At 46.1% G+C, this 23,833-nt stretch carries 20 protein-coding genes; 6 read left to right on the plus strand and 14 right to left on the minus strand.

Features of this window, described 5'->3' with window-relative positions:
• The first annotated feature begins 81 nt into the window (after positions 1–81).
• Both IC229_RS18110 and IC229_RS18115 read left to right on the plus strand, forming a co-directional pair.
• Positions 82–1,251, plus strand: coding sequence for an acyl-CoA dehydrogenase (locus IC229_RS18110; RefSeq protein WP_317171595.1), 1,170 nt, complete (start codon positions 82–84; stop codon positions 1,249–1,251).
• 173 nt (positions 1,252–1,424) lie between these two features.
• Complete coding sequence (locus tag IC229_RS18115) at positions 1,425–2,351, plus strand: AraC family transcriptional regulator (RefSeq protein ID WP_190888416.1); 927 nt, start codon at positions 1,425–1,427, stop codon at positions 2,349–2,351.
• Positions 2,352–2,449: 98 nt separating this feature from the next.
• Here IC229_RS18115 and IC229_RS18120 read toward each other — a convergent pair whose 3' ends face one another.
• The 5 genes from IC229_RS18120 to IC229_RS18140 form a co-directional block, all read right to left on the minus strand.
• Entirely contained in the window at positions 2,450–2,887 is a 438-nt protein-coding gene (locus tag IC229_RS18120; protein WP_190888417.1) for an energy transducer TonB, read from the minus strand.
• Positions 2,888–2,890: 3 nt separating this feature from the next.
• Positions 2,891–3,700, minus strand: coding sequence for a geranylgeranylglyceryl/heptaprenylglyceryl phosphate synthase (locus IC229_RS18125; protein ID WP_190888418.1), 810 nt, complete (start codon positions 3,698–3,700; stop codon positions 2,891–2,893).
• Positions 3,624–4,142 (minus strand): hypothetical protein, encoded by a 519-nt coding sequence (locus IC229_RS18130; protein WP_190888419.1) that lies wholly within the window; start codon positions 4,140–4,142, stop codon positions 3,624–3,626. The genes IC229_RS18125 and IC229_RS18130 overlap by 77 nt, the downstream gene beginning before the upstream one ends.
• A 76-nt stretch (positions 4,143–4,218) precedes the next feature.
• Complete coding sequence (locus IC229_RS18135) at positions 4,219–4,644, minus strand: phage holin family protein (protein ID WP_190888420.1); 426 nt, start codon at positions 4,642–4,644, stop codon at positions 4,219–4,221.
• A 282-nt stretch (positions 4,645–4,926) separates the two neighbouring features.
• Positions 4,927–5,313, minus strand: coding sequence for a TraR/DksA family transcriptional regulator (locus tag IC229_RS18140; RefSeq protein ID WP_190888421.1), 387 nt, complete (start codon positions 5,311–5,313; stop codon positions 4,927–4,929).
• 333 nt (positions 5,314–5,646) lie between these two features.
• Between IC229_RS18140 and IC229_RS18145 the strand changes: the two genes are divergently transcribed.
• Together IC229_RS18145 and IC229_RS18150 are read left to right on the plus strand one after the other, a co-directional pair.
• Positions 5,647–6,921: a Glu/Leu/Phe/Val family dehydrogenase gene (locus IC229_RS18145; protein ID WP_190888422.1), complete on the plus strand. Its 1,275-nt coding sequence runs from the start codon at positions 5,647–5,649 to the stop codon at positions 6,919–6,921.
• 93 nt (positions 6,922–7,014) lie between these two features.
• Positions 7,015–7,683, plus strand: coding sequence for a phosphatidylserine decarboxylase family protein (locus IC229_RS18150; protein WP_190888423.1), 669 nt, complete (start codon positions 7,015–7,017; stop codon positions 7,681–7,683).
• Between the two features lie 130 nt (positions 7,684–7,813).
• Here the strand turns inward: IC229_RS18150 and IC229_RS18155 are convergent, their stop codons facing one another.
• From IC229_RS18155 to prmA, 9 genes are all read right to left on the minus strand, one after another.
• Positions 7,814–8,620, minus strand: coding sequence for an SMP-30/gluconolactonase/LRE family protein (locus tag IC229_RS18155; RefSeq protein WP_190888424.1), 807 nt, complete (start codon positions 8,618–8,620; stop codon positions 7,814–7,816).
• Between the two features lie 203 nt (positions 8,621–8,823).
• Positions 8,824–9,285, minus strand: a complete 462-nt coding sequence (locus IC229_RS18160) for a hypothetical protein (RefSeq protein ID WP_190888425.1) — start codon at positions 9,283–9,285, stop codon at positions 8,824–8,826.
• 147 nt (positions 9,286–9,432) lie between these two features.
• Positions 9,433–10,416, minus strand: a complete 984-nt coding sequence (locus IC229_RS18165) for a hypothetical protein (RefSeq protein WP_190888426.1) — start codon at positions 10,414–10,416, stop codon at positions 9,433–9,435.
• Positions 10,417–10,719: 303 nt separating this feature from the next.
• A complete protein-coding gene (locus tag IC229_RS18170) occupies positions 10,720–12,099 on the minus strand; it encodes a Gfo/Idh/MocA family protein (RefSeq protein ID WP_190888427.1) in 1,380 nt (459 codons plus the stop codon).
• 36 nt (positions 12,100–12,135) lie between these two features.
• Positions 12,136–13,320 (minus strand): alpha/beta hydrolase, encoded by a 1,185-nt coding sequence (locus tag IC229_RS18175; RefSeq protein WP_190888428.1) that lies wholly within the window; start codon positions 13,318–13,320, stop codon positions 12,136–12,138.
• Positions 13,321–13,380: 60 nt separating this feature from the next.
• Positions 13,381–15,111, minus strand: a complete 1,731-nt coding sequence (locus IC229_RS18180; protein WP_190888429.1) for a GMC oxidoreductase — start codon at positions 15,109–15,111, stop codon at positions 13,381–13,383.
• 84 nt (positions 15,112–15,195) lie between these two features.
• Positions 15,196–16,122, minus strand: coding sequence for a CPBP family intramembrane glutamic endopeptidase (locus tag IC229_RS18185; RefSeq protein WP_190888430.1), 927 nt, complete (start codon positions 16,120–16,122; stop codon positions 15,196–15,198).
• A 63-nt stretch (positions 16,123–16,185) separates the two neighbouring features.
• Positions 16,186–21,225 carry a hypothetical protein gene (locus tag IC229_RS18190; protein ID WP_190888431.1) on the minus strand — a complete coding sequence of 1,680 codons (5,040 nt, stop codon included), beginning with the start codon at positions 21,223–21,225 and terminating at the stop codon, positions 16,186–16,188.
• A 47-nt stretch (positions 21,226–21,272) separates the two neighbouring features.
• Entirely contained in the window at positions 21,273–22,127 is an 855-nt protein-coding gene (gene prmA, locus IC229_RS18195) for a 50S ribosomal protein L11 methyltransferase (protein ID WP_190888432.1), read from the minus strand.
• A gap of 122 nt (positions 22,128–22,249) precedes the next feature.
• On the opposite strand from prmA, the gene IC229_RS18200 reads away from it, so the two are divergent.
• The gene (locus tag IC229_RS18200; protein ID WP_190888433.1) at positions 22,250–23,035 is read left to right on the plus strand and encodes a cysteine hydrolase family protein; all 786 of its coding nucleotides are present in this window, start codon (positions 22,250–22,252) and stop codon (positions 23,033–23,035) included.
• Between the two features lie 17 nt (positions 23,036–23,052).
• Entirely contained in the window at positions 23,053–23,682 is a 630-nt protein-coding gene (locus tag IC229_RS18205) for an LON peptidase substrate-binding domain-containing protein (protein WP_190888434.1), read from the plus strand.
• The last annotated feature ends 151 nt before the right edge of the window (positions 23,683–23,833 follow it).

Consider the following 23,833-nt stretch of genomic DNA (forward strand, 5'->3'; position numbering starts at 1 on the left):
GTGCATACTATTAACGTAGCATTTTTTATATTTACCACACATCACAAACGTAACGTAAAGTACCCAAACAAGACAATTGATATGGCATCGGCAACAATTGAATTACAGGGATTGAATTTTAATTTATCGGAAGAACACCTCGCCGTTCAGGAGGCCGCCCGCGATTTTGCCCGAAACGAGCTACTGCCGGGTATCATTGAACGCGATAATGAAGCCCGATTTCCAGCCGAGCAGGTTAAACGCATGGCCGAATTAGGCTTTTTAGGGATGATGGTGCCGCCCGAATACGGTGGAGGAGGTATGGATACCGTTTCCTACGTACTGGCGATGGAGGAACTCTCTAAAATCGACGCGTCGGCCTCGGTGATTATGTCGGTTAATAATTCGCTCGTATGCTACGGGCTGGAGGCTTTTGGTACAGAAGCGCAGAAACAGAAGTACTTAACCCGGCTGGCAGCTGGCGAAACCATTGGTGCCTTTTGCCTGTCGGAGCCAGAAGCGGGTTCAGATGCTACGTCACAGGCAACCACGGCTGAAGATAAAGGCGACTATTATTTAGTGAACGGTACTAAAAACTGGATTACCAACGGAAACTCGTCGGGTATTTGCCTGGTAATTGCACAAACCGATCGCGAAAAAAAACACCGGGGTATCAATTGCCTGATTATCGAGAAAGGAACTCCCGGTTTTGTTGTTGGCAAGAAAGAAGATAAGATGGGCATTCGAGCGTCCGATACGCATTCGCTGCTGTTTACAGACGTAAAAGTACCTAAAGAGAATCGTATTGGCGAGGATGGATTCGGGTTCAAATTTGCCATGTCGACGCTGAATGGGGGGCGGATTGGTATTGCAGCCCAGGCCTTAGGGATTGCAGCCGGTGCTTATGAACTGTCCCTAAAATATAGTCAGGAACGGAAAGCGTTTGGCAAACAGATCTTTGACCACCAGGCTATTCAGTTCAAATTGGCCGAAATGGCTACTAAAATCGAAGCGGCCCGTTTACTTGTTTACAAAGCCGCTCGCCTTAAAGACGAGCATAAAGACTACGTACGGGCCGCTGCTATGGCTAAATTGTTCGCTTCTGACGTAGCGATGTGGGCCACCACCGAAGCTGTGCAAATTCATGGTGGTTATGGGTATGTAAAAGAATTCCACGTGGAGCGCTTGATGCGCGATGCAAAAATTACTCAGATTTATGAGGGTACGTCTGAAATCCAAAAATTAGTGATCGCCCGTGAGCTCATTCGATAAGGCAATTCTTAGTAAAATAGAATTTTTCAATATAAATAGTGCGCGTTCAGCTTGAATACGCACTATTTTTTTTATTTTTTGGAAATTTTTATACTTGTATTAGTTTTGTACAAATTATTAGTTTTGTGCAACTTTGTGCAAATCGTATATTTTAGCGATACAACCTTTCAGCTATGGAAGATTACAATAAAATAATCGAATCGCTGGGCGTGAAATTTATCAAAGCCCGCAACATTCGGATTCTACAACCTATTACGATAAAGAACTTCTATGACGTAGAAAATACGTTACTGATTTTATTTAATGGTGAAGTATCTATTGGTGATGAAAAGATAAAAGTTGACGTTGGTGACATGTTGTTCATTCCGGGTGGAAAACATGTAACAGTTACCTACGGCGACCCCTCGAATGCCAAAACGGTCTCGAACGAAGAGTTCATGACGCACCGTGAATCGTATTGGGAGGGGAATCACGACCCCAAATTGATTGGGCACCTGCCTAATTCATTCGGCTACGTATCGTTCGAAGCAAAAGTTTTCGATTCAGTCAACTTTTTTAATTCGCTCGACGTACCACCGTTCATCATCAAACGCGAAGAGCATCTGGCTACTACCATCGACCAGATTCTGGCCGAAGACATGACCGATCTGGCAGGCAAAGGCCGGATTATTAAGATCAAAACCGAAGAGATCGTTATCGAGGTTGTTCGGTACATTCTTAAGAATCACCTGTTTGTTGAGCAGTTAGTCACCAACAGTACGTATTTTAAAGACCCGCGCTTAATCGATATTTTCGCTTATATCAAAGAAAATCTGGGCGGAGATCTGTCGAATAAGGTTCTGGCTAACGTAGCAAACGTATCGGAAGATTACGTAGGACAGTACTTCAAAATGCTGACGGGTATTAATCCGCAGGATTACATTGAGTATCAGCGTATGGAAGCTGCTGTTGGTTTGCTACGTACCAGCAAGAAGAGCATTCGTGCCATTGGCTCCGAAGTGGGTTATAAGGATACGGCCTATTTCTGCCGTCGCTTTAAAATGATGTTCGGAATTCCGGCCGGTAAAATGCGCCGTCGTGAATCGCTCATGAACGTATAGAATCTCTAAAAGCAGAAACGGGGAAAGGATTTGACGTATCAAAATTCTTTCCCCGTTTCTGCTTTTTTAACGTAATACGGATGGTCGACCGTGTTACGTTACTGCATATTTACTTCGATCGGTAGCGTATAAAATACTGCTACGTGCTTTCCATCAACTTCGCCGGGTTCCCAGCGGGGCATTTGTTCGACGGCGGCAATAATATTTGCCATGAAGGCTTGCATTCCTTTCTTCGCTTTTTTGTCGAGCGGCTTTGTTGTCACCCGAACATCACGGACATAGCCGAGCTCGTCGATTATAAATTTAGCCGCTACCGGTCCTGTATTGTAGTTTTTTCGTACCAGTGCATTCGGCACCTTGATTGTAGCTGCCAGATACCGGCTTAAAGCGACACTTCCGCCCGGAAATTCCGGCTGTCGCTCCACAACCGTATACACCAGGCGCTTCTCAGTTTGAGTGTAAGCAGCTTGCCCATAAATCGACGTAGCAACTGTAATAAGAACCAGGACAAGCCCGGAAGAAAGACAATTTTTCATAGATCAGGCCTGCACGACCGATTGGTTAAATTCCTGCACCACAGCCGACAATTGCGGCAGTAAGTCAGGATTTTGCTCAATACCGTTCCCCACAACAATCATATCAGCACCTGCTTTGAGGGCTTCGTAGGCACGTTCTCCAGAATTCAGACCGCCACCCACGATCAACGGTACGTCGACTACGGCGCGAACGGCAGCAATCATCTCCGGCGATACGGGCCAGCGCGCACCACTGCCAGCGTCCAGATACATTAACTGAAGCCCCAGCATTTCGCCCGCCATGGCTGTACAGGCAGCCACCGCTGGTTTATCGTGGGGGAGGGGCATCGTACCACTAACGTATGAAACCGTGGTTTGCGTACCACTGTCCACAACCATATATCCTGTAGACAGGATCTCCAGACCACTTTTTTTCAGAAGTGGGGCGGCAATAACATGCTGACCAATTAAAAATTCCGGATTTCGCCCTGAAATAAGCGACAGGAGCAGTATAGCATCGGCCGACGACACAATGTGAAGCGGATTACCCGGAAACAGAATGATGGGTATCTGACTATGTTTCCGAATGGTTGCGATTACCTCTTTGTGAACGTAATCGGTAACCAGGCTCCCGCCAACCAGAAAGAGATCGACAGGATGCACATTTATACGTGCTAATAAACTAAAAAGGCCGTTCTCATCGGTTTTATCGGGGTCGATGAGAACGGCAAAGGCTTTCCGGCCAGTGCGTCTGAAATCACGGAGTATAGTTAACAGGCTCGACTGGAGCTTGTTGGTGGAATTCTGTGGGTTCAGCGGTTGGATTGATGGCATTATTTGTACGGATGCGGGCTAAAAATCCAGTTAGCTGCTCTCGGGCAATATTAGTGAGAACCGATGTAAGGATACCACTAATTAAACCCGCGGCTGCCGACGTTTTTGCTGTTTCCTTCTGTATCTTTTCTGAATGATCCTTCAAAGAGACTGGTTCTTGATACGAAGACGTTTCTTCATCGTATATCTCATTCCAGTCGTCTGGCTCGCCGTATTTTTCGGCATACCGATACTCATCAGACTTTGGCAGAATGGCATTAACTACCAAATATACGGCTAAAGCAGCACCCGCTACAAATGCAGCTGTTTTCCCGACATCGACGGCATCGTCTTTCAAGTTATCGACACTGTCACTAATTGTTGTCTTAAATCGCTCTGTAGCAGCCATTAATTGGGCGCGCCGAGCGGTTGTATCAGCAAATGGTACTTTGGGATCTTCCATTTTTTATCAGGCTAAAAAGTGGGTAAATAAATCGTCAATATAAGATACTAACAGGTTTTAACTCGGTTTGGCAAATTTATGAAACGTCTCGACCAGCATTACTCATCGACGAGCGGGTTTGCGCCATCAATTCCTCAACGGCTTCCGACTTTTCATGAATTTTCTTCTCCTGACTTTTCTTGATCGCACTATAAGCCATTACACGAATCTTATCTTTAAAAAAGCCTTTTGCAGCTATCCAGATTATCGTTAACAAAAGAAAAAAACCGGTCATAATCAAAAAACCTAGGTAACGGCTTTCGGTAACCTCGTTAATATAAGCGGCAAGCAAGATAAATATAAATAACGTTGTCATGGTAGCCAGCAAAGCCAGCACAATTCCGTGGATTCCAATAACAACACCTTCCTCAATTTTTCCCCGGCTTTCCAGCGTAAATAATTCAATCCGGGCTTCCAGATAACGGAATATATTTTCCCGAATTTCTTCCAAACGTTCCAGCATAGTTTTAATCTTTAGTTTTCACGCTACGTTATCTACCAAAAAACGCCTGATTTGTTTTAAAAACAGGCTAAAATAAAACAGCTCCGTCAGGAAGCGGAGCTGTTTAAGTAAAGCCGAAGCAACATAGTGTTTTTACTGGTTTAGCAAAGCCACAGCGTTACGTTTGTTTGATGCGTGTTATCAAACGTAGTATTTGGTACTCACGCGAATAACTATCCGGTAAAGAGTTTATCCATTCAGTAAACTTTGTATCGGAATTTAACTTTACGTCAACAGCCTTACTTAGCGCGACTGCCGCAATTTTGCTTCAATGGTCTGCTGGGTGTGAGGCACAGCCCGCAGACGTTCTTTTGGGATCAGCTTGCCGGTATCTTTGCAGACGCCGTAGGTACCGTTTTTGATACGTACCATAGCCGCATCCAACTGTTGAATGAATTTTTGCAAACGGGCTGCTAATTGACTTAGGTTTTCGCGTTCGCTGGTGTCGGCTCCATCCTCAAGTAATTTGGAGTTACCCGACGTATTATCGGTACCACTGTCGTTGCGCTTGCTCAGCGATTCTTTGATATAGTTTAACTCGCTACGTGTGTCGTCGAGTTTCTTACTAATCAGTTCCTCAAACTCTTTCAAATCCTCTTCTGAATAGCGCTTTTTTTCTTCCTGAACCATAGCTAGTACTATGTTAAGATGGGGTGCTTTATTTTGGGCACAAAATTAATGCTTTAAAAGCGGTAATTCAACCCCTGATTAAAATATAAATGTGATTTTCTGAAATTTTGACTATCTGGCGTTTTATCATTTTACCAATGAATCTTTGGTAATGGGTTCTTATCAACAAAAACTCTTCGGTACGTAGTAATTATTATAGATGATTATACGGATTATTAATATTATATTAATCTTAGAAAAAATATACCTTTCGCAATATCTTCTATGATTTATTAAGTTTGCAGCACACTTTGTCAGTAAAATTGTTTTTATAAAGAAGTACACGGTAAAATCATGGGATATATTGAGCCTGCTCCGATAAAAGATAAAGAGAATCCGCTCGAATCAATGATGTCGCGTTTTGACGCGGCTGCTAAACTGGTTGGCATCTCTGATGAGATGTACGACATTCTCAAAGTACCTGCCCGTCAGGTCATTGTCGGATTGCCCGTTACCATGGATAACGGTGCCATTAAGGTGTTTGAAGGGTATCGGGTTATTCACTCCAATATTCTTGGTCCAGCGAAAGGTGGTATCCGGCTCGACCCGGCCGTTCACCTCGACGAGGTACGTGCTCTGGCGGCCTGGATGACCTGGAAATGCGCTGTTGTCGACATTCCATACGGTGGTGCTAAAGGAGGAATTGCCTGTAACCCGCGCGAAATGTCAGCTGGTGAAATCGAACGACTCATCCGGCAATACACGGTAGCCATGCTCGACGTAATTGGCCCAGATCGTGATATTCCGGCCCCCGACATGGGAACCGGCCCACGTGAAATGGCTTGGATTGTAGATGAATACTCGAAGGCGAAAGGGATGACCGTGAACAACGTAGTAACCGGAAAACCGCTTGTACTGGGTGGTTCATTAGGGCGTACTGAAGCCACTGGGCGGGGCGTTACGGTAGCTGCGCTGGCAGCTATGGACAAACTTCGCATGAATCCCTATCGTGCAACGGCTGCTGTTCAGGGCTTCGGAAACGTAGGCTCATTCGCAGCCGAACTATTGCACGAGCGGGGTGTTACGGTTGTTGCCGTCAGCGATATTTCAGGCGGGTACTACAACAAAAAAGGTATCGACATTACCGCTGCGGTTAATTACCGTAATGGCAACAAAGGTACTTTGGAAGGTTTTGACGGAGCCGAAAAAATCTCGAACGAAGAACTGCTTTCGTTGGCTGTAGACGTACTTGTACCCGCTGCCAAGGAAGACGTAATAACCGACGATAACGCGGGTTCTATCCAGGCCAAAATGATTGTAGAAGGTGCCAACGGACCAACTTCTGCCAGCGCCGACGAAATCATCAATAGCAAAGGAATTCTGGTAGTCCCCGATATTCTGGCTAACGCAGGTGGTGTAACCGTATCATATTTTGAGTGGGTCCAAAACCGCATCGGCTACAAATGGACGCTTGACCGTATCAACCGCCGGGCCGACCGTGTGATGAAAGACGCGTTCGACCGTGTGTTCGAAACCTCACAGCGTTATCAGGTACCAATGCGTCTGGCGGCTTACATCGTAGCTATCGATAAAGTTGCCAGTACCTATAAATTCCGGGGAGGATATTAGACTGTGTGTATGATGTATGGTGTATGAGGTATAATTTTGTTCATCCTTGATGCATCTAGAATACATCATACTTCATATATCATACATCAACTTATGCGCTTTCACCGCGAAGGGAATACCATCATGCTGACAACGGGGCTAGTTCTGCTGGCCCTTAACTTGCTGGCTTACTTTTATTTATTCTCCGACAATCCAGTTGCCATCGGCCTATTGCTTGTCGTAAGCCTGATTCTTTTTGGGCTGGTTGTACAGTTTTTCCGCGTACCGACCCGCCAGTTAACGCAGGGAGAGCTACAGGTAATCGCGCCAGCCGACGGTAAGGTTGTGGTTATTGAAGAAACGACCGAGCACGAATATTTTAAAGATCGGCGTCGGCAGGTTTCTATTTTTATGTCGCCCCTGAACGTACACGTCAACCGGAATCCGATTTCGGGCATTGTTCGGTATTTCAAGTATTTTCCGGGTAAATATCTGGTTGCCTGGCATCCAAAGTCAAGTACCGAAAACGAACGTACTACGGTTGTTATTCAGACCAAAAATGGGGTAGAGGTGTTGCTACGTCAGATTGCCGGTGCTGTTGCCCGACGTATCATCTGGTACGTTAAGGAAGGCCAGCCCGTCAATCAGGGCGAAGAGTTTGGTTTCATCAAATTTGGCTCCCGCGTCGACGTATTTCTTCCCCTGGACGCCAAAATCAACGTGAATATTGGCGACGTAACACGAGGTGGCGTGACGGTCATTGCTGAACTACCAGAAGCGTAATGAACTAACGTAGCAAATGCTACTTTAACAGCATTTTTGTCATGCTGAGGCACGAAACATCTTAAAGTATCCAAACTTGAGAGTAATGAATCTTTAAGATGCTTCGTGCCTCAGCATGACAAAAAAGAACTCAAAAAGTAACACTCAGCAACTCCCCGCGCTCCGTCTCTGTTACGATCAGCCCAAGCTTACCAGAAGGATCGAATGTGCAGTTTGAGGGGTTTTGACCGGGCAATTTTATATCGCGAATAAAACTGCCTTCGTTCGAAAAAACCCGGATGATTCCTGCACCATATACAGCAACGTACAGGTTTCCGTCGTTTCCCAGAGTCATACCATCGGGGCCGGGGGTTGTGGCTTTATCGGGCGCTTCTATTACGTCTGTCCAAACTCTGATGGTTTCCCAGCTCAGACCTTCGGCATCCCAGAAACCACCCCAGATACGTTGCTCGTGCGTTTCAGCGATCAAAAGCGTTTGACTATCGCGTAGCAAAGCGAGACCGTTTGGATACGATAATCCATCTGCAATGATGTTAATCGAAGCGTCTGGGGAATAAACTACTACGTATCCCTGCAGTCCATCGTCCGGGGAGCCTGGACACGTAACGATTAGATTATTTTGCGCATCGAAAAGTAGGTCGTTCGGTTTATTGAGGGGTTGGCCGCTAACGTGGCTAATGATGATTTCAATTTCTTCTGTAGTCGGATTTAGACGCCGGATGTTATTGTTGCCTGAATCACAAAACCAGATGTGTTCCTGATAGTAAACTGCTCCGTTTGGACGTCCGCCCGTGTGAATTCGTTTGATTGTTCCGTCGGCCATCCGACAAAATAATCCTTCTCCTTCCTGCTCTACGCACCATAGATTCCCTGATGCGTCGAATGTTGGTCCCTCTGGGAACTTCAATCCTTCTGCCAGTACATGTATAGTATCCATAACGTTTTCCGTTGAGTTGCGGGAAATAGGTCAAAAATATGACCTATCAGACACACTTACTTTTTAAAGAATCGAACTTGAGATTTTGTTCATGCTTTTTTACGGAACGGTTGGCCATTGCCTCACAAAACAATGCCGCTCAACGGAAACCATCACTGGCTTCCATTGAGCGGCATCAAGACGTAACGCGGCTGGAAAAGCAATTATTTTAACTTTCTATAAACATCATTGCTAATCGTAATAACATCATGGGTCGGTAAAGACATAAGATTATGATCAAGCTCATTAACATTTTTGCGCAAGTCAACAATGAAACGTTTATAATTCCAGCTAATAATTTTAAAATCATTACTTTCTTCCGTTCCCCAGTTAGCAGTCATATCATAATTTCCTAGATCAGCTTCCACAAGGGCAACTAAATTGGCAGTGGGCTTAATAAAAAGATGTATGGCTATAACATTATTATCCTGTGAGCGAAAGAAAGTAAATTTCTCAAGAGGAATATCATAGACTCGTAAGTCAAGTTCCTTAATTTCGTTTGTCGCTTTGAATCGCGAAATCCAATTCTCCCAACTATCGATAGAGGTTACTTGCACTTCGCTACTCTGGTCGTTAGCGCTGTTAACGAAGTTTATAACTCCGTCGATGAATTGAAAATTTTTCACTTGGTTATTGTTTCATATAGTGGCTACATCCTGAAGCCGTTCAACGGAAACCAGCGCTGGTTTCCGTTGAACGGCTTCAGGATGTAGGGCGAATGAAAACAGTATTTTTGCTACTATGGTGGGAAATTTCCACCATAGTAGCAAAACTTAATATTTCAACTGACAAGTAACACACTCACCAGCTTCACAATATATTGCTTTCCCGATTAATGCATTTCTCTCCACCAGTTTGCACCCTTTTGAGCCTGAGGTACATCTACAACTCGCAGTGGCCATTCTCGGGTTCGCATTAGGCCCGGTTAATATAAGTTCATTAAGAAGAGGATTTGTAGAATTTTCAGCCAAAGACCGCTGTACGGGCATCAGGAACACTCTACCATAAACACTTACGTGAATTAGGGAATACTCGACAGGAATGTCTGCAATCGTTTTGGCGCTCCTTACCTGCTCCAGTTTGTCTTTCTGAAATCCATCCATGAAATCAAACACTTCTTTCTGAATTTCCCCAGCTCCAATAATAAAAGAAAATGGACATTTTAATGAGTCGAGTTCCTTTCTATCAATTACGAAATGAATGCCTTCTTTTATATTGATGATATCTAAGCCGGATGCTTCAACCCAAGTTTCATCTTTACCTTCAATGATAATACCCTGTCTTGCACTACGAGTAGTTTTACAGGACGAACAGTACTTACCTAATGCACATCCTTCAACCAAGTTTTTCCCTGACATAGCAACAAAAGGAGTACAGCCATTTCCTTGCGTACATGAGCAGGTAATTGTTCCTGCTGAGCTGGCTAATTGTCTTCCGCCTGCCGAGACTCCGGTAACAAGGTAACTCTCAGGTAGTCTATACCTTAAACTAGAAGGGTCATTCTCAATTCTGCTAATGACAGTCCCAATAGGAAGTATTAGACCATTGTCCAAGGTTAACTCCTGAGTAAGGGTAATTTCCTGATTTGGTGTATCAGGGCCTATGAGAATTTTATCTACTTTTTTTCCACCTATTGTTACAGTCTGTTCTTCCGTAATAACCTTCTCTTCTTTGCGACAACTGCTAAACCAGCAGATAGATACAAGCGTTAGTATAGAAACGACAATTAATTTGAACTTGTTAAAATTAATTGTCATAATTTTGAATTGTTTAATGGTGCAACATTAGACTTTTTAAAGCCCCGCGTCTGGTCGTCAAACTGTCGTGGGGCTTTTGCATCCTTTGACGTAGATGTTATAAAAAGCACCGTTCTTTTAACAGTTTTTTTTACGATTATTATATTTATGTATAAAACTATCTTACCACTTTATAGAAAATACCATACAAAATAAAGCCGCTCAACGAAAACCATTGCTGGAATCCATTGAGCGGCATCACGACGTAACGCGGCTGGAAAGCCGCAGTTTTGAGCTTAAGACTGCGGCTTTCCAGCCGCGTTACTACACTTTGTTTGGGTCCGGGTGTTTCCAGGGATCGCGGTAGGCGCGGGTGAGCAGTTTTGTGGCTTCTTTATCGCCAACAATCTCCCGTTTCTTCGGATCGTAAACCATTGGGCGGCCCGTTTCCATCGACATATTGGCCAGAATGCAACTAGCCGTCGAAATATGTCCCTGTTCAATGTCGGCTATAGGACGTCCGCTTTTTTCGATGGCGTCGAGGAAATTGAGCATGTGCAGACGGGTTGCTGGGGCCGCATTCAGCTCAATTTTTGGCTCGGTAGGCTCAGTTACGTCCTCAGGATATTTTTCCTTTTCGTAAAGAACATCAAAGTGCATTTTCTTGCCGTCTTTGCCATCTGGGATGAAATCGGCCTGCATTGTGCTACCCCACAACGTACCTTTTTCGCCATAGAGCGTGAATGACCAGGGATAATCCGGGTTGTTAGGCGTACCCCAGGTGCGGTGTGTCCAGACCGCATTTAGTTCGTCAAATTCAAATACGGCCGATTGCGTATCCGAAATGTTCGATTTACCGTTCTTCTGGACATAAATACCACCTTCCGACGTAATGCGCTTCGGCCAGCCGAGATTTAACATCCAGCGAACCGTATCGAGCATGTGTACGCACATATCGCCTGTAATGCCGTTTCCATACTCTTTGAATGTACGCCACCAGCGAACGTGCGGCAAACCGTCATAGGGACGTAGCGGAGCGGGACCAGTCCACATATTATAATCCAGGAAGTCAGGAACAGCTTGCACGGGTGGATTGCCGTTGTTTCGCATGTGCAGATAACAGCACATCTCTACGTGTGAGACTTTACCCAGAAGCCCTGCATCTACTACGTTCTTTTTTACATCAATTAGGTGGGGAGTGCTTTTACGCTGCGTTCCTACCTGCACGACTTTGTTGTATTTCCGGGCAGCGGCTACCATCGCTTCACCTTCCATTACGTCGACGCTGATCGGTTTCTGGACGTAGACGTTTGCACCAGCCTTTACCGCATCAATCATTTGCAGCGCGTGCCAGTGGTCGGGAGTGCCGATGAGCACAATATCCAGCTCATTTTCAGCGAGCATTTTCTGATAATCGCCGTATAGTTTGGGCGTCTTTCCTGACTTCTGGCGTTGACTCACGAGTTTAGCAGCGGCCTCCATCATACGCTTATCTACGTCGCAAAGGGCTATAACCTCAACGGGAGCTACCTGAATCAGGCGGAATAAATCGCTTTTGCCATACCAGCCTGTACCAATCAGGGCTACTCGATAGGCTTTCGGCGGATTGATAAGATCCATACCTCTAGCCCCAAACGTAGAAAGCGCTAATGAAGCCGTGGTACCTTGTAAGAAACGTCGTCGGTTAATATTGAAATTGTGCATAAGGTAAAGTTGAGAGTTCAGGTTTAAACGTTTTATCTATTTAAGCAGTAGCATGACGGCTCCGTCGCCCATAACAGCTTTTGCGGGACGCGGGTGTTCAGCACTGAAGACCTGTAACATAGCTGGCTCAAGGATTTTATTCGGTGTTTCATCGATTTGATCATTTTTGAGCACTTTGTTTATGTCCAGATTCAGTTTATTAGCTAAAAAGGCATAAGCAGCTATCCGTTTACTTGGGCCATAATCGTGGCCTTCGTCGGGTAGATGGACGTTTTCAAGCTGGTCTTTAGCACCGTAGTAGTTGTAAATATTCTGTATGTAAGGAAACTCAACATCGGGCGTGTGCTTTGTCCAGTCCTTCCCATCCGAAACCAGCAGCATAGGGCGGGGAGCGGCTAACGCGGCAATCTCAACGTTGCTGGTCTGGTGCGTTGCTCGTTGGTGAATGGGCATTCCACTTTCGCAGGTGCATCCACCAAAAAAGTAGGAGGAAACCATAACAACCGGAACAGAAACTTTAATCCGTGGATCAAGAGCGGTCAGGAGAAACGTCTGCGTACCGCCACCCGATTCACCCGTCATACCGATTCGGGACGTATCAACTTCGGCCAAACTAGTCAGAAAATCCAGCGCGCGAAGGCTATTCAGTGTTTGCAGTTTCAGCGCCGATGGCAGTTTATGGCTGCACTGTTTCGAGTCGCCGTAATCGAGCATATCGTATGTAAATACAACTGCGCCCATACGGGCCAACGTAGCACAACGTTGTTGAGTGTACTCTTTCAAGCGAGCATCCAGAGAAGCCATATGGCCGTGCGGACAAAGAATTCCCGGAGATTTTGAGGTTACGTTAAGCGGCTTATACAGATTGCCTGTTACGTAAATGCCAGGTAAACTCTCAAACGCTACGTTCTCAACTGTATATCCGTTTAATTCGCGAACACTGTGTCGGATTGGTTCAAGTGGGGCAAAATCCGGTTTTTCAGGAAGTGTCATGCCGTCGCGAATGCCCTGCCGAATTAGCGCAGCCCGAGTTTCCCAGGAAGCTTTATCCTGATACGTCTTCGCAAACGCTTTGAGTGATTTGTATCCTTTTTTTTCCGTAAAATAAGCGCCCTGACGTAAACCAGATGCCGAATGATTGGGCTGCCCCAGCAACGTAGCAGAAACCCCCGTTACAAAACTGATGACTAAGAAAACCCGACTGACATTCAACTTTCTCATACTACTACGTTAAGCGTAAATCCAAAAGATAGCTTCTTAAAACTCTTACTGTTATATCAATTAAATATCGCCCCGTTTGAGCGCCTTCATAGCAAAATCAGCTGCTCGCGCTGATAAAGCCATATACGTTAGCGATGGATTCTGGCAGGGCGATGAAGTCATGCAGGCGCCATCTGTGCAGAACACGTTTTTTACGACCTGATGCTGATTGAACTTGTTGAAAACCGAATTTTTCGGACTTGTGCCCATGCGCGCCGTACCCATTTCGTGAATACTCAGACCCGGATGTGCCTGTGCATCGAAACCCTCAATGTCCGAGAAACCCGCTTTTTCGAGCATCTGAACGGCCTGGTCGTGGGCGTCCTTCCGCATCAGGGCTTCGTTTTCCCGATAATGAACGTCCATTTTTAGCACCGGTTGGCCCCATTTATCGGTCAATTCGTCGGTCAGATAAACCCGGTTATCTTCATAAGGCATACACTCGCCAAACGCGTCCAGTGTAATTTTCCACTTACCGAATTGGGTTGCTTTCTCCTTAAAATCCGCACCGAAACCTTCTTCTCCGAATGCATGCTCCCAATTCTCGCGATTGGTGTATACTTCAAAACCATAACCGCGTTTAAAATCCTGTTTAGGCTGACCCGGCAGGTTCCGAAAGCGTGGAACGTATAGCCCGGCCGGATGCCGACCGTAGTAATAGTTGTCGAGATCATGCTCATACTCAGCCGTAGCACCCACGTGAAAATGGTGGTCCATGAGGTTGCGACCCAGTTGCCCACTATCGTCCATTCCATTCGGGAAACGACCTGATTTTGAGTTCATCAGAATATACGTAGAACCCAGCGCCGACGCGTTCAGAAAGATGATATTTGCCCGAAACTCGTGCCATTGGTGTGTTTGTTCGTCAATAACCCGAACGCCTGTAGCGCGTCCTTTCTGCTCATCGTAAATAATCGAATTGACAATCGAATGCGGACGTACCGTCAGCCGTTTGGTACGTCGGGCGGCCGGCAACGTAGCAGACTGCGTACTGAAATACGCGCCGTAAGGGCAACCCCGCATGCACAGGTTTCGAAACTGACACTTAGCTCGTCCCAAATTTATTTGCTGCTGCGTAGGAGCCGTTAAATGAGCCGCCCGCGCCGAAATCACTTTTCGATCAGGAAACAACGTATTGACGCTTTTACGAAAATGCTTTTCTACACAATTGTCTGGAAGAGCGGGCTGAAACTGCCCATCAGGCAAATGCGGCAATCGATCGCGGTCGCCAGCGATCCCCGCAAATCTTTCAACGTAATCATACCAGGGAGCGAGGTCTTTGTAACGTATCGGCCAATCAGTTCCGATACCCTCTTTGGCATTTGCTTCAAAATCAAGGTCAGAAAAACGAAATGAGTAACGCCCCCACATCAATGATTTTCCACCCACATGATAGCCGCGAATCCAGTCGAAAGGCTTTTCTTCTACGTATGGGTTCTCCAGATCATTCACAAAATGATGATGTGTAGCCTCCGTAATAGAAAAACCCGTGCGATTCTGAACTGGGTATTTTTTGAGCAGCTCGAGCGGCATTTGCTGGTTATGATGCGGAAACTCCCAGGGCGCTTTGGTAGCTGTATGATAATCCGTTACGTGCTCAATCATGCGGCCCCGTTCCAGAAGCAATACGTTCAATCCTTTCTCGCTCAGTTCTTTGGCCGACCACCCTCCGCTAATACCCGAACCAACGACGATGGCATCGAATTTTTTTCCTGGTGGAATAGGTGGTTCTGGGTGTTTGTGATGGTTCATAGTGATAAATTAGGCAGTGATTTTGTCCTGCTTCCTTCGTCAGCAGGACAAAAAATTAGAACGTAGCACTACGTTCGCAGCGTATCATTTTTGCAGAAAGGCGGCTATTTCCATTCCCCAGGCGATACCAATGTGAATAAGCAATCCACCCCAGATGCTACGTGTCGTCAGCGCTAGTACGCCCAGTAGATAACCGCCAAAAATAGATGAAACTGCCTCGCCAAGCGGTCGGCCAAAATGGATGGAACAGTACCAGACCACCATTGGCAACACAGCACCTGGCCCTAGTACGCGACTCATACCAATCACTAGAAATCCCCGAAAAAGCAGCTCAGTCGGAACGAAATCCCAGCCATAACAGAGTTCATATATCAGCACAGTAACCCATTCCGGCACACCAAAAAATTCGTTAGCGTTGGTTGCGCGATACGTTGGATACGATTGCAGAAAATCCGGCTGAAACGACGCTAACGTAATGAGCGGAATCATCAAAGTCAGTAACGTAACGTAAAGCGTCAATCCTTTCCGTTTAGGAGCCATCCCGTAAAAGTTACTACGTTGCCGGTCTATTAATCTATAAAACAGATACAACGGCAATACAATGGTCAGGATGGATTGGAGATTGTGCAGGCAGTAATAAGCAAATACAAAAATTTGCCCATCGAATAGCTGCCGAGCCCAGTCACTATCGGCGTAGAAACCGGCGTAGGTTGAGTAGCAAATCAGTGCGATACCGCTACGTTGCCAGAATTCACGGCTGCGCCAGATGTCGGAACGACGCTTGAAGTAAGTCCAGATGGCAATGCTAACGTAGTAGGCGGTGGCATACAAGCCGAAATATAGAACGCCCCAAAGCGGTTTTCCCTGGTATATATCGATGTACGAATCTTCGAGATCGACGGTGTAGTTGAAAACGAGCAGAAGGGCAGCCCAAAGCGCTGTTGCTACGTAAAGGTCGAGTTGAAAATCAGTGCGGAGGTGGTCGCGCAATTCACGCCAGAAGGCTTTCATACTGTGTTACGTTGTTGTCCGATGAATCCTAACAACACATTCACCGGACAACAAAAAACGTCATTAAAACCCTTCTTTCTCGGCTTCCTTGTCTTTTTTCTTCTCGTCTTTCTTTTTCTCTTCCTTCACAATCTTCTGACCCGGCTGCGGTTTGGGCTTGGGAACTGGTTTAGCCTTCGTTTTATACTGGTCGAGATAGCGGTCAACAAACAGCGTTTTTTCGTCGATGGTAGCCGCAAAAACTTCCAGTGTTGCTTTGCCAGAATTCTTTGAACTGGCCAGCAATCTATCATTGATTTCCTGCTCCGACGTAATGATGGCTAACTGACCAAGAGCAGTCGGTGTATTACCTGGCTTGTAATCGTAGAAAACCCAGACATCAGGTGACGATTCGAGGTAAATACTAGCCTCATCGCCGTTCACAGTTTTCCGAATTTCGACAAAACCGTCCATCTGTGCGTTGATATCGGTTGCCATCATGTTCGACACGCCCAGTTGTCCTGTGCTGTAGAATGCGTTGTATTTGGGCGACCAGCGCAGATTGGCATTTGCCAGCACCAGCATCGCGTTCAGTTTCGGCGAAGCCAGATTAAGTGCCACGTGCGAATTTTGCGCTTTCGTTCGGTACGCATCTACCGCCTGTTGCCCAATCAGCGGTACCAGTTTGTCCGAAAGGCGATTCAAGTCATCGTCGGCGGCTTCATCATTTTTCTCCTCAAGATTCGTTTTAACGATTTTATCAGAGATGAGGCCAGAAATCTGGTCAGGCACGGGGAAGGCAAAAGCCAGCAATGTATTGAATCGATATTGGGCACTGTCGATGTTTACCCGCGCTGAGCCCGCTGACATCAGGTATTCGTTCGCACCCGCGTGTAGTAGATTCATTTTGCCTTTAAACGTCATCAGGCCACGAGCATCGTTGAACGTAAAGGCATTTTCAACATCGGCGTCGGCATCGCTGCTATCGACTTTTGCTGTGCTATCAGTCGAAGCGGTCGCAGCAGTGGTAAGGTCGCTGGCTTTCGAAGCGATCCGATATACTTTGTCTTTTTCATCATAACGCATAACGCCCGTTGCCGAAAACAAATCCTGATCCCGCGAATCCTCTTTAGGTGACAGGAACGTTGGGTAAAGTCCCGAGCCATCAGACCGTAAATGAATACCAGCTACCAATTGCTGGCCACCTTCATTTTTGAGATTCTTATCGACTTTGATTTCAAGTCGTTCCTCAACTTTTTCCTTAAACGGAATCCAACCCCCAACCAAATCTTTACGTTTCTTCAGAGCGGGTTTAATAAATCCATCCAGCGCTAAATCGGGTTGTGGCGCCTGCATCGAAATAGAGCCCTTGTAGAGCATTTTGGGAGCCAGTTGCAGGTTATCTGCTTCATCGACTTCAGCCCGTGCTACGGTAAAATACGTGGCCGTAGCGGCTGACGTAGCACCACGTTTACCCTTGGCTGGTTTTTTGGTGTCGGCAGTCAGCGCCGGCGAGGCCGAAGCAGGGGCTTCTTTCAGCTCGAAACTACCCATTTTGATGCTGGCCGTGTCTCCTTTTGCGGTAGCAAATTGATACGTAGCATCACCCGTAAATCGGGTACGTGACAACACCTGAATGTTTCCGTTTTTCAATCGGTGAAACAAGCTGATCGTATCCAGTTCCAGACGGGCATTTTTCAGGGCCAGCATTTCGCCGTTACGTTTAATGGTCACCACGCCTTTATCGGGATAAATCCGCGCATCGGCCGACGTAACGTAGGGAACGCCACTAATGTTGAGAATCATTTTCTCTACGTCGTAAAGAGCAGCACCACCGTTAAACGTCAGGCCTTCCTGCTCCAGTGCCGTTGCCGTAAACGTCGATGTTTTCACGTCGCCTTTCATGGCAATCGTTTTAGCGTTCAGATTCCACTGGGCGCGGTTGATACTGGTTTTATAAGCCGCAAACGGGAATTCCATGCTCGAACTGACCGTATCATCCAAACTTTCCTTTTTGTTGATCGCCAGTCCGACAATACCCTTAACCTGATTGAAATCAACATTCACATCATTACCAAGCAAGATAGGCCGGGCGTCCTGTTTATCAGAAATAACCTTAAACTGCGCCTTGCTGGCAATAAATCCATCTTTGTTGAACTTAATGTTGCTGGAAATGGCCTCCGAATCTTTCCGACGTAGCGTTCCATTCCCAAACAGGCCCGACGAACGTAGCACCAGACCGCCTTCGAGGTTAGTGGTAGCGTTATAAAAATTGAAGTTATTCTTCTGTGTCGAAATGACCATGCTGTCGGATTTCGGCCACCATTTCAACGCATAATTGTTCAGCTGAACTGCCGGAAAATATACTTGCGAGGCACCCGGTTTACCCGTCAATCCTTCTTTAATTTCACCTTTCTCGCCCGATGCCAGTAACGAGTCGGTCATGAACAGCATTTCTTTTGTATTCAGGCTGGCAGTCAGATGGTTCAGGATACCGTCGGCTTTTAAGCCGCCTTTGTCCATCGTCAATTCACCCGTAAATTTCACGTTGGATGAGCCACCGCCTTTTTTCCCACTATAAACGGGATAACCCGTCGCTGGTGCTTTATGGACGAATCCCAACGTATTATCGGGCATGGTTTTCAATTCGGCCTTAAACGGCGGAAAAATACCGTCAGAAAAGAACGTACCCATGAATGAGATGTCGCCTTTACCGAGGCTGTCGTTGTCAATCGCCGGAATCTTGAAGTAAACTTTCTCATTGTACTTGATATCGCCACGGACCGGCTGATTGAAATAAACCGTCATACCTTCAGGCATTACCAGCCGCTGAGTTGTTTTCTTTCCGGCGACACGTCCTGACTTATTATCTGCACCAGCTAGATAAACCATCCCCGGATTTTCGTACTTAATGTCGCCCCCGATTTCACCATCTTTTCCCTGAGCCGCCAGTTTTTGCGACGAGAACGTAATAGAGTCGATCTTATTCAGACTCATCGCGAACTTGTCGTAATTGAACTTGAGATCGCGACCAGCGTAACGTAGCGTTCCGGCTTTCAATTGGCCATTTAGGGTGAAATCGCGGCCTTTGCCCACACGTAACACTTTGTCGGAAGGAAAGCCAAAGATTTTTAACGAATCGGAAATCGTGAACCGCTCAACGCCCCGAATAGTCAGCATTTTATCGTCCAGATTAATGCTGGCATTTTTGATGCTGTCGTTTGACGCAAATAGCGATTGCACCTGAAAATTGTCGTAATCACTCTTATCAGCGTAAGCCAATACGTAGAGAATGCCTTTACGAGTTAGCCGCATAACTTGCGTATTAGGGTCGCGGGTCATGTAACCCTCTAACACCATCCGACTGAGCGCTCCACGTAGGGCCACCGGATTAACTTTGTTGGGGCTGGCAAACTGGACAATATCTTCGTCCAGAAACGTTTGCTGCTTTTTGGTCGATACGTAGTTTGCAACGATTTGCAGCGGGTGGAAGCCGTAATCAAGTGTTAAATCAGCATAGCGTTGCGGCTGAAAATAATCGTATGATTCAAAGCGAACGGGCACTTCGCGTTTGGCACCCACCTGGTAGAAATCAACTTTCCGACGTGGCAAATCCCAACGTACCACTTCGGGCATGATGTAAAATTTGTGGTACGAATCAGCGTAGGGCACACGCGCGTAATCGGTACGTTGTTCGCGGTCGAGCCAGGCAATTTTCTGGCTCTTATCATAACGAAATTTTACGGATGGATGGCTTACCGAATCGGTATCGACATACCCAACAAAAGCGGCCGAATTCGCCGAAATCATCGGACTAGCTGACGTAGCGCGGCCTCCCGCTGGCTTTACAGGCTCGGTCGTATTGAATCCAGATTGCGCCAGTCCCGCCTGCGTTGAATCGAGTGAAGCAGACGTAGCATCGTTACTAAAATCAAAACGTCGGCTGCTGACTTTAAACGCTGGTTTGCCATTGTGTTTGACAGTAATCTGCGCTGACTGACCACTTGCCGATGCGCCCACCATTTGCGTTCCTGACAAAGCCAAACCTCCACGGTAATCAATATCAGCCCCTAAATCAGGCAGTTTAACGTCGTTTTGCCAGGACATGAATCGTGGATACGTAACAGGGCCACCTTTTTTCTTGCTGACGTATTCGAAAACGCCTTTTGTTGGTTTCGTAGGAGTTCCAGGGCGGCTTTCATAAGTAAGTGTTACGTCGTCAGCCTGTAAACGCGGATTCATCGTTGTAAGCGCGTATTCGCTCAACGTAACAAAAATATCAGGACGGCCAGCCGTAGCCCAGGTGAATTTGCCGCCCTGACCTACCAGAATCGCATCTTTCAGCATTACGTCGCCCGATGTATTTGACAAAACAGCCGAATCGCCATTGGCAACGATGGCCAGTGATACGTCCTTTAACGTAATGACAGGGCCAAAAACCGAAGGAATTGGCCGCCTTTGCGGAATGTATTGAGGTCCATATTGACGAGGCTGAGTTGAATCGGTCGTTGCGGGCGTATCCCAACCATCGAAACGAGAGCGGTCGGCCGATGCTTTTACCGAAGCCAGTGAATCAGCGGTAGTTTGCGGTTGACCGGGTTTGCTCACCGGTTGTCCTCCTTCAACGTAACGGAATTGATACGTACCGCCATGCGCCAGCAACTTGTTATGCTTGCTCGCATATAATTCCCGACGTTCCAGAAACAGACGTATCGTTTCAAGACTTTTCGAGAATGTTTTGGGATCATTTGCGTCGAATAACTTTTCAGCAATCGTCAAAATTTCATCGACACTGGTTGGTGAAGCGGGTGATTGCTGAGAATTTAATGCCTGATAAATCGATTCGTAGAGCGGAGCAAATTGCGTAGCTGGCTGCCACCGTTTCTGATTCATTTTACGGCTCAACGCCATCACCCGTTCCTGTTGGGCAGCCGACAGCTTATTCTCCGACCACAATGACTGCAAATTTGTGCCCGCACGCGCAGCGCCCACTCCACCCGATGCCATTAATTTCTGAACATCGGTCATGAATTGGTCTGGCTTATCGGAGATGCGAACAGCCTGTCCGAACGTAGCAGTAAGTCCGAGTAAACTAATGAAGACAATGGTGTAAATGCGATTCATTACGTATCTGTTGTGAAAATGTTAACGTAACAGCCGTTGCTGCTCAATTATAGTTTCTGAAATGCCAGCGATGTCCACTCTCGATTTGACATTTTCCTAGTCATATTAAGACCGCTTTCAGTAGCTTTTTGCTCAATATCTGGCGCGTCGTGCTCATAAAAGCCACTCACGATCAGATAACCCTCAGGTGCCAGCAAATCCGTATAAATCGGGATTTCACGTAGCAGCACATTCCGGTTGATATTAGCGAGTACTATATCAAACGTCGTGGGCGTCGAGTCCAGTAAATGGGTTGGTGGGTTTATATCGTCAATCGTGCCCTGAAAAACCGTAATCTGTGGGCAATCATTTAGCTCAGCGTTTTCGCGGGCATTTTCCACGGCCCACTCTTCAATGTCGAAAGCCAGTACGTCCTGTGCTCCCATTTTCGCTGCCAGAATCGCCAGAATTCCGGTGCCACTGCCAACATCAAGTACTTTTTTTCCGGCAAAATTGAGGCCAAGCTGTTGTTCGAGCATCATGGCCGTGGTTTCGTGGTGTCCCGTTCCAAACGACATCTTCGGATTAATGATGATATCGTAACGAAACCGGGCGTCCAACGCATGGAAGGACGCCCGGACCTGGACCTGGCCCGCCACTTCAATCGGCTCATATTCACGCTCCCACTCGGCGTTCCAGTTACGCTTTTCTAACGAAATGACCTCATAAGCTATTGCCGTCTGATCGCTGTATTTAGCAATTAACTCTTGCAGAGCTGTTTCATCGAAATCTGATTCAGGAATATAGGCCGTAAGCCCTTCGTCCGTCTCGACAAATGAGTCAAAGCCAATCTCAGCTAGTTCGGCCATTAGGATTTCCGTATAATCGGGCGATAATCGCAGTGTTAGCTCACTATAATTCATAGTGTCAATGTAACAAAAAACAAAGGTACTGGGCGCGCACTTTATTTACAGGGGTTCTTTTTTCGCGTCAAGTTCGTTTATTTGCCTTTCCCAGGTAGTAAAATGCTACGTAGGTTCTATTCATGAAAAATGCTTTTTTAATTATCGATGCACAATTCGATTTCTGTCATCCCGAAGGAACCTTGTTTGTGCCGGGGGCCGATCAGGACGTAGCACGTATCGCTACCCTAATTCGGGAACATGCTTTTGATATCGACTACATTGTTGCTACGTTAGATACCCATCACATAATGGATATCGCCCACCCGTTGTTCTGGCAAAATTCATCTGGCGAACATCCTAATCCCTTTACACAGATTACCAGCGCAGAAGTCGAAGCAGGTGAGTGGATACCCCGTTTTTCAGTCGAAAAAGCGAAAAAATACATAGCTGATCTGGAGGCAGACGGGCAATTTGCACATTTCATCTGGCCCGAACATTGTTTGATTGGCTCTAGAGGTGCGGCTTTGCATGATACGTTGTTAGTCGCGTTGAAAGATTGGACAAAGCAACGTAGCATCGATTACGTAGCAGTGCAAAAGGGATTGTATCCATTATCCGAGCATTTCGGGATTTTTCGGGCGCAGGTACCAGATGATAACATACCAGAAACTCAGTTTAATACGTCCCTGATTTACGATTTAAATCGTTTTGATACGATTTACCTGATGGGTGAAGCAAAATCGCATTGCGTAGCGAATAGTCTGAAACAGATCTTAGATTTTGCTCCAGCGCTGGTTCCGAAAACGGTTGTTGTTACAGATTGTATGTCTGATGTAACAGGTTTGGGTCATTTAGGACAACCCATTTACGCTGAAGCACAATCCAGAAAGGTTCGTTTTATGGAGTCAGATGCACTTTTTAAGTAGAAATAGATATCAGCGCTATGGAGAAAAAATTATCCTTGTTTCCGCTCAATTTAATTGTCTATCCGGGTGAAGATTTAAACCTGCATATTTTTGAGCCTCGCTACCGGCAGCTTATCAATGAATGTTTAGAAGAAGAAAAAACCTTCGGAATTCCAACGTTCATCAATAATAAGATGCCTGGTTATGGAACAGAAATGCACGTAACCACGCTTCATAAACGCTACCCTGATGGTCGGATGGATATTAAAACGAAGGGGATCGCCATTTTTCGTCTGATCAATTTTGAAAACCCTGTCACTGACAAATTATATGCCGGTGGCGATGTGGAATTAATAGAATCTGGCGATGGATTCAGTGCTCATTCCGTTGCGTTACTTGAGCGCCTTAAAAGACTCTATAACTTACTTCAGCTAGAAAATAATTATTCTATATCGACAGAAAACCTTTCTTACAAAGTCGCGCATAAAGTAGGCTTATCAATCGAGCAGGAGTATGAATTATTGACGGTAAGTAGTGAAGCTGAACGCCAATTGTTTTTAATTCAGCATATTGATAACGTAATGCCTGTAGTTTCGGATATGGAACGTACCAAGCAACGAATCCGCATGAACGGCCACTTTAAAAATCTTGATCCACTGAATTTTTAAATTTTACTACGTAGTAAACCCCCGTTTGCTCTAAAACAAAAGAGTCGTCAACACATGGTTAACGACTCTTTGTTAGATCAACGGTGGCACCTACCTACTCTCCCACCTTTGACAGCAGTACCATCGGCAGTACGGGGCTTAACGGCTCTGT

Source organism: Spirosoma profusum (assembly GCF_014699005.1).
In the GTDB taxonomy this organism is placed as follows: domain Bacteria; phylum Bacteroidota; class Bacteroidia; order Cytophagales; family Spirosomataceae; genus Spirosoma; species Spirosoma profusum.

Bases quoted from the DNA above. Each gene is read 5' to 3' on its own strand.
- IC229_RS18110 (WP_317171595.1), top strand. From the start codon at position 82: ATGGCATCGGCAACAATTGAATTACAGGGATTGAATTTTAATTTATCG.
- IC229_RS18115 (WP_190888416.1), top strand. From the start codon at position 1,425: ATGGAAGATTACAATAAAATAATCGAATCGCTGGGCGTGAAATTTATC.
- IC229_RS18120 (WP_190888417.1), bottom strand. From the start codon at position 2,887: ATGAAAAATTGTCTTTCTTCCGGGCTTGTCCTGGTTCTTATTACAGTT.
- IC229_RS18125 (WP_190888418.1), bottom strand. From the start codon at position 3,700: ATGCCATCAATCCAACCGCTGAACCCACAGAATTCCACCAACAAGCTC.
- IC229_RS18130 (WP_190888419.1), bottom strand. From the start codon at position 4,142: ATGGAAGATCCCAAAGTACCATTTGCTGATACAACCGCTCGGCGCGCC.
- IC229_RS18135 (WP_190888420.1), bottom strand. From the start codon at position 4,644: ATGCTGGAACGTTTGGAAGAAATTCGGGAAAATATATTCCGTTATCTG.
- IC229_RS18140 (WP_190888421.1), bottom strand. From the start codon at position 5,313: ATGGTTCAGGAAGAAAAAAAGCGCTATTCAGAAGAGGATTTGAAAGAG.
- IC229_RS18145 (WP_190888422.1), top strand. From the start codon at position 5,647: ATGGGATATATTGAGCCTGCTCCGATAAAAGATAAAGAGAATCCGCTC.
- IC229_RS18150 (WP_190888423.1), top strand. From the start codon at position 7,015: ATGCGCTTTCACCGCGAAGGGAATACCATCATGCTGACAACGGGGCTA.
- IC229_RS18155 (WP_190888424.1), bottom strand. From the start codon at position 8,620: ATGGATACTATACATGTACTGGCAGAAGGATTGAAGTTCCCAGAGGGA.
- IC229_RS18165 (WP_190888426.1), bottom strand. From the start codon at position 10,416: ATGACAATTAATTTTAACAAGTTCAAATTAATTGTCGTTTCTATACTA.
- IC229_RS18170 (WP_190888427.1), bottom strand. From the start codon at position 12,099: ATGCACAATTTCAATATTAACCGACGACGTTTCTTACAAGGTACCACG.
- IC229_RS18175 (WP_190888428.1), bottom strand. From the start codon at position 13,320: ATGAGAAAGTTGAATGTCAGTCGGGTTTTCTTAGTCATCAGTTTTGTA.
- IC229_RS18180 (WP_190888429.1), bottom strand. From the start codon at position 15,111: ATGAACCATCACAAACACCCAGAACCACCTATTCCACCAGGAAAAAAA.
- IC229_RS18185 (WP_190888430.1), bottom strand. From the start codon at position 16,122: ATGAAAGCCTTCTGGCGTGAATTGCGCGACCACCTCCGCACTGATTTT.
- IC229_RS18190 (WP_190888431.1), bottom strand. From the start codon at position 21,225: ATGAATCGCATTTACACCATTGTCTTCATTAGTTTACTCGGACTTACT.
- prmA (WP_190888432.1), bottom strand. From the start codon at position 22,127: ATGAATTATAGTGAGCTAACACTGCGATTATCGCCCGATTATACGGAA.
- IC229_RS18200 (WP_190888433.1), top strand. From the start codon at position 22,250: ATGAAAAATGCTTTTTTAATTATCGATGCACAATTCGATTTCTGTCAT.
- IC229_RS18205 (WP_190888434.1), top strand. From the start codon at position 23,053: ATGGAGAAAAAATTATCCTTGTTTCCGCTCAATTTAATTGTCTATCCG.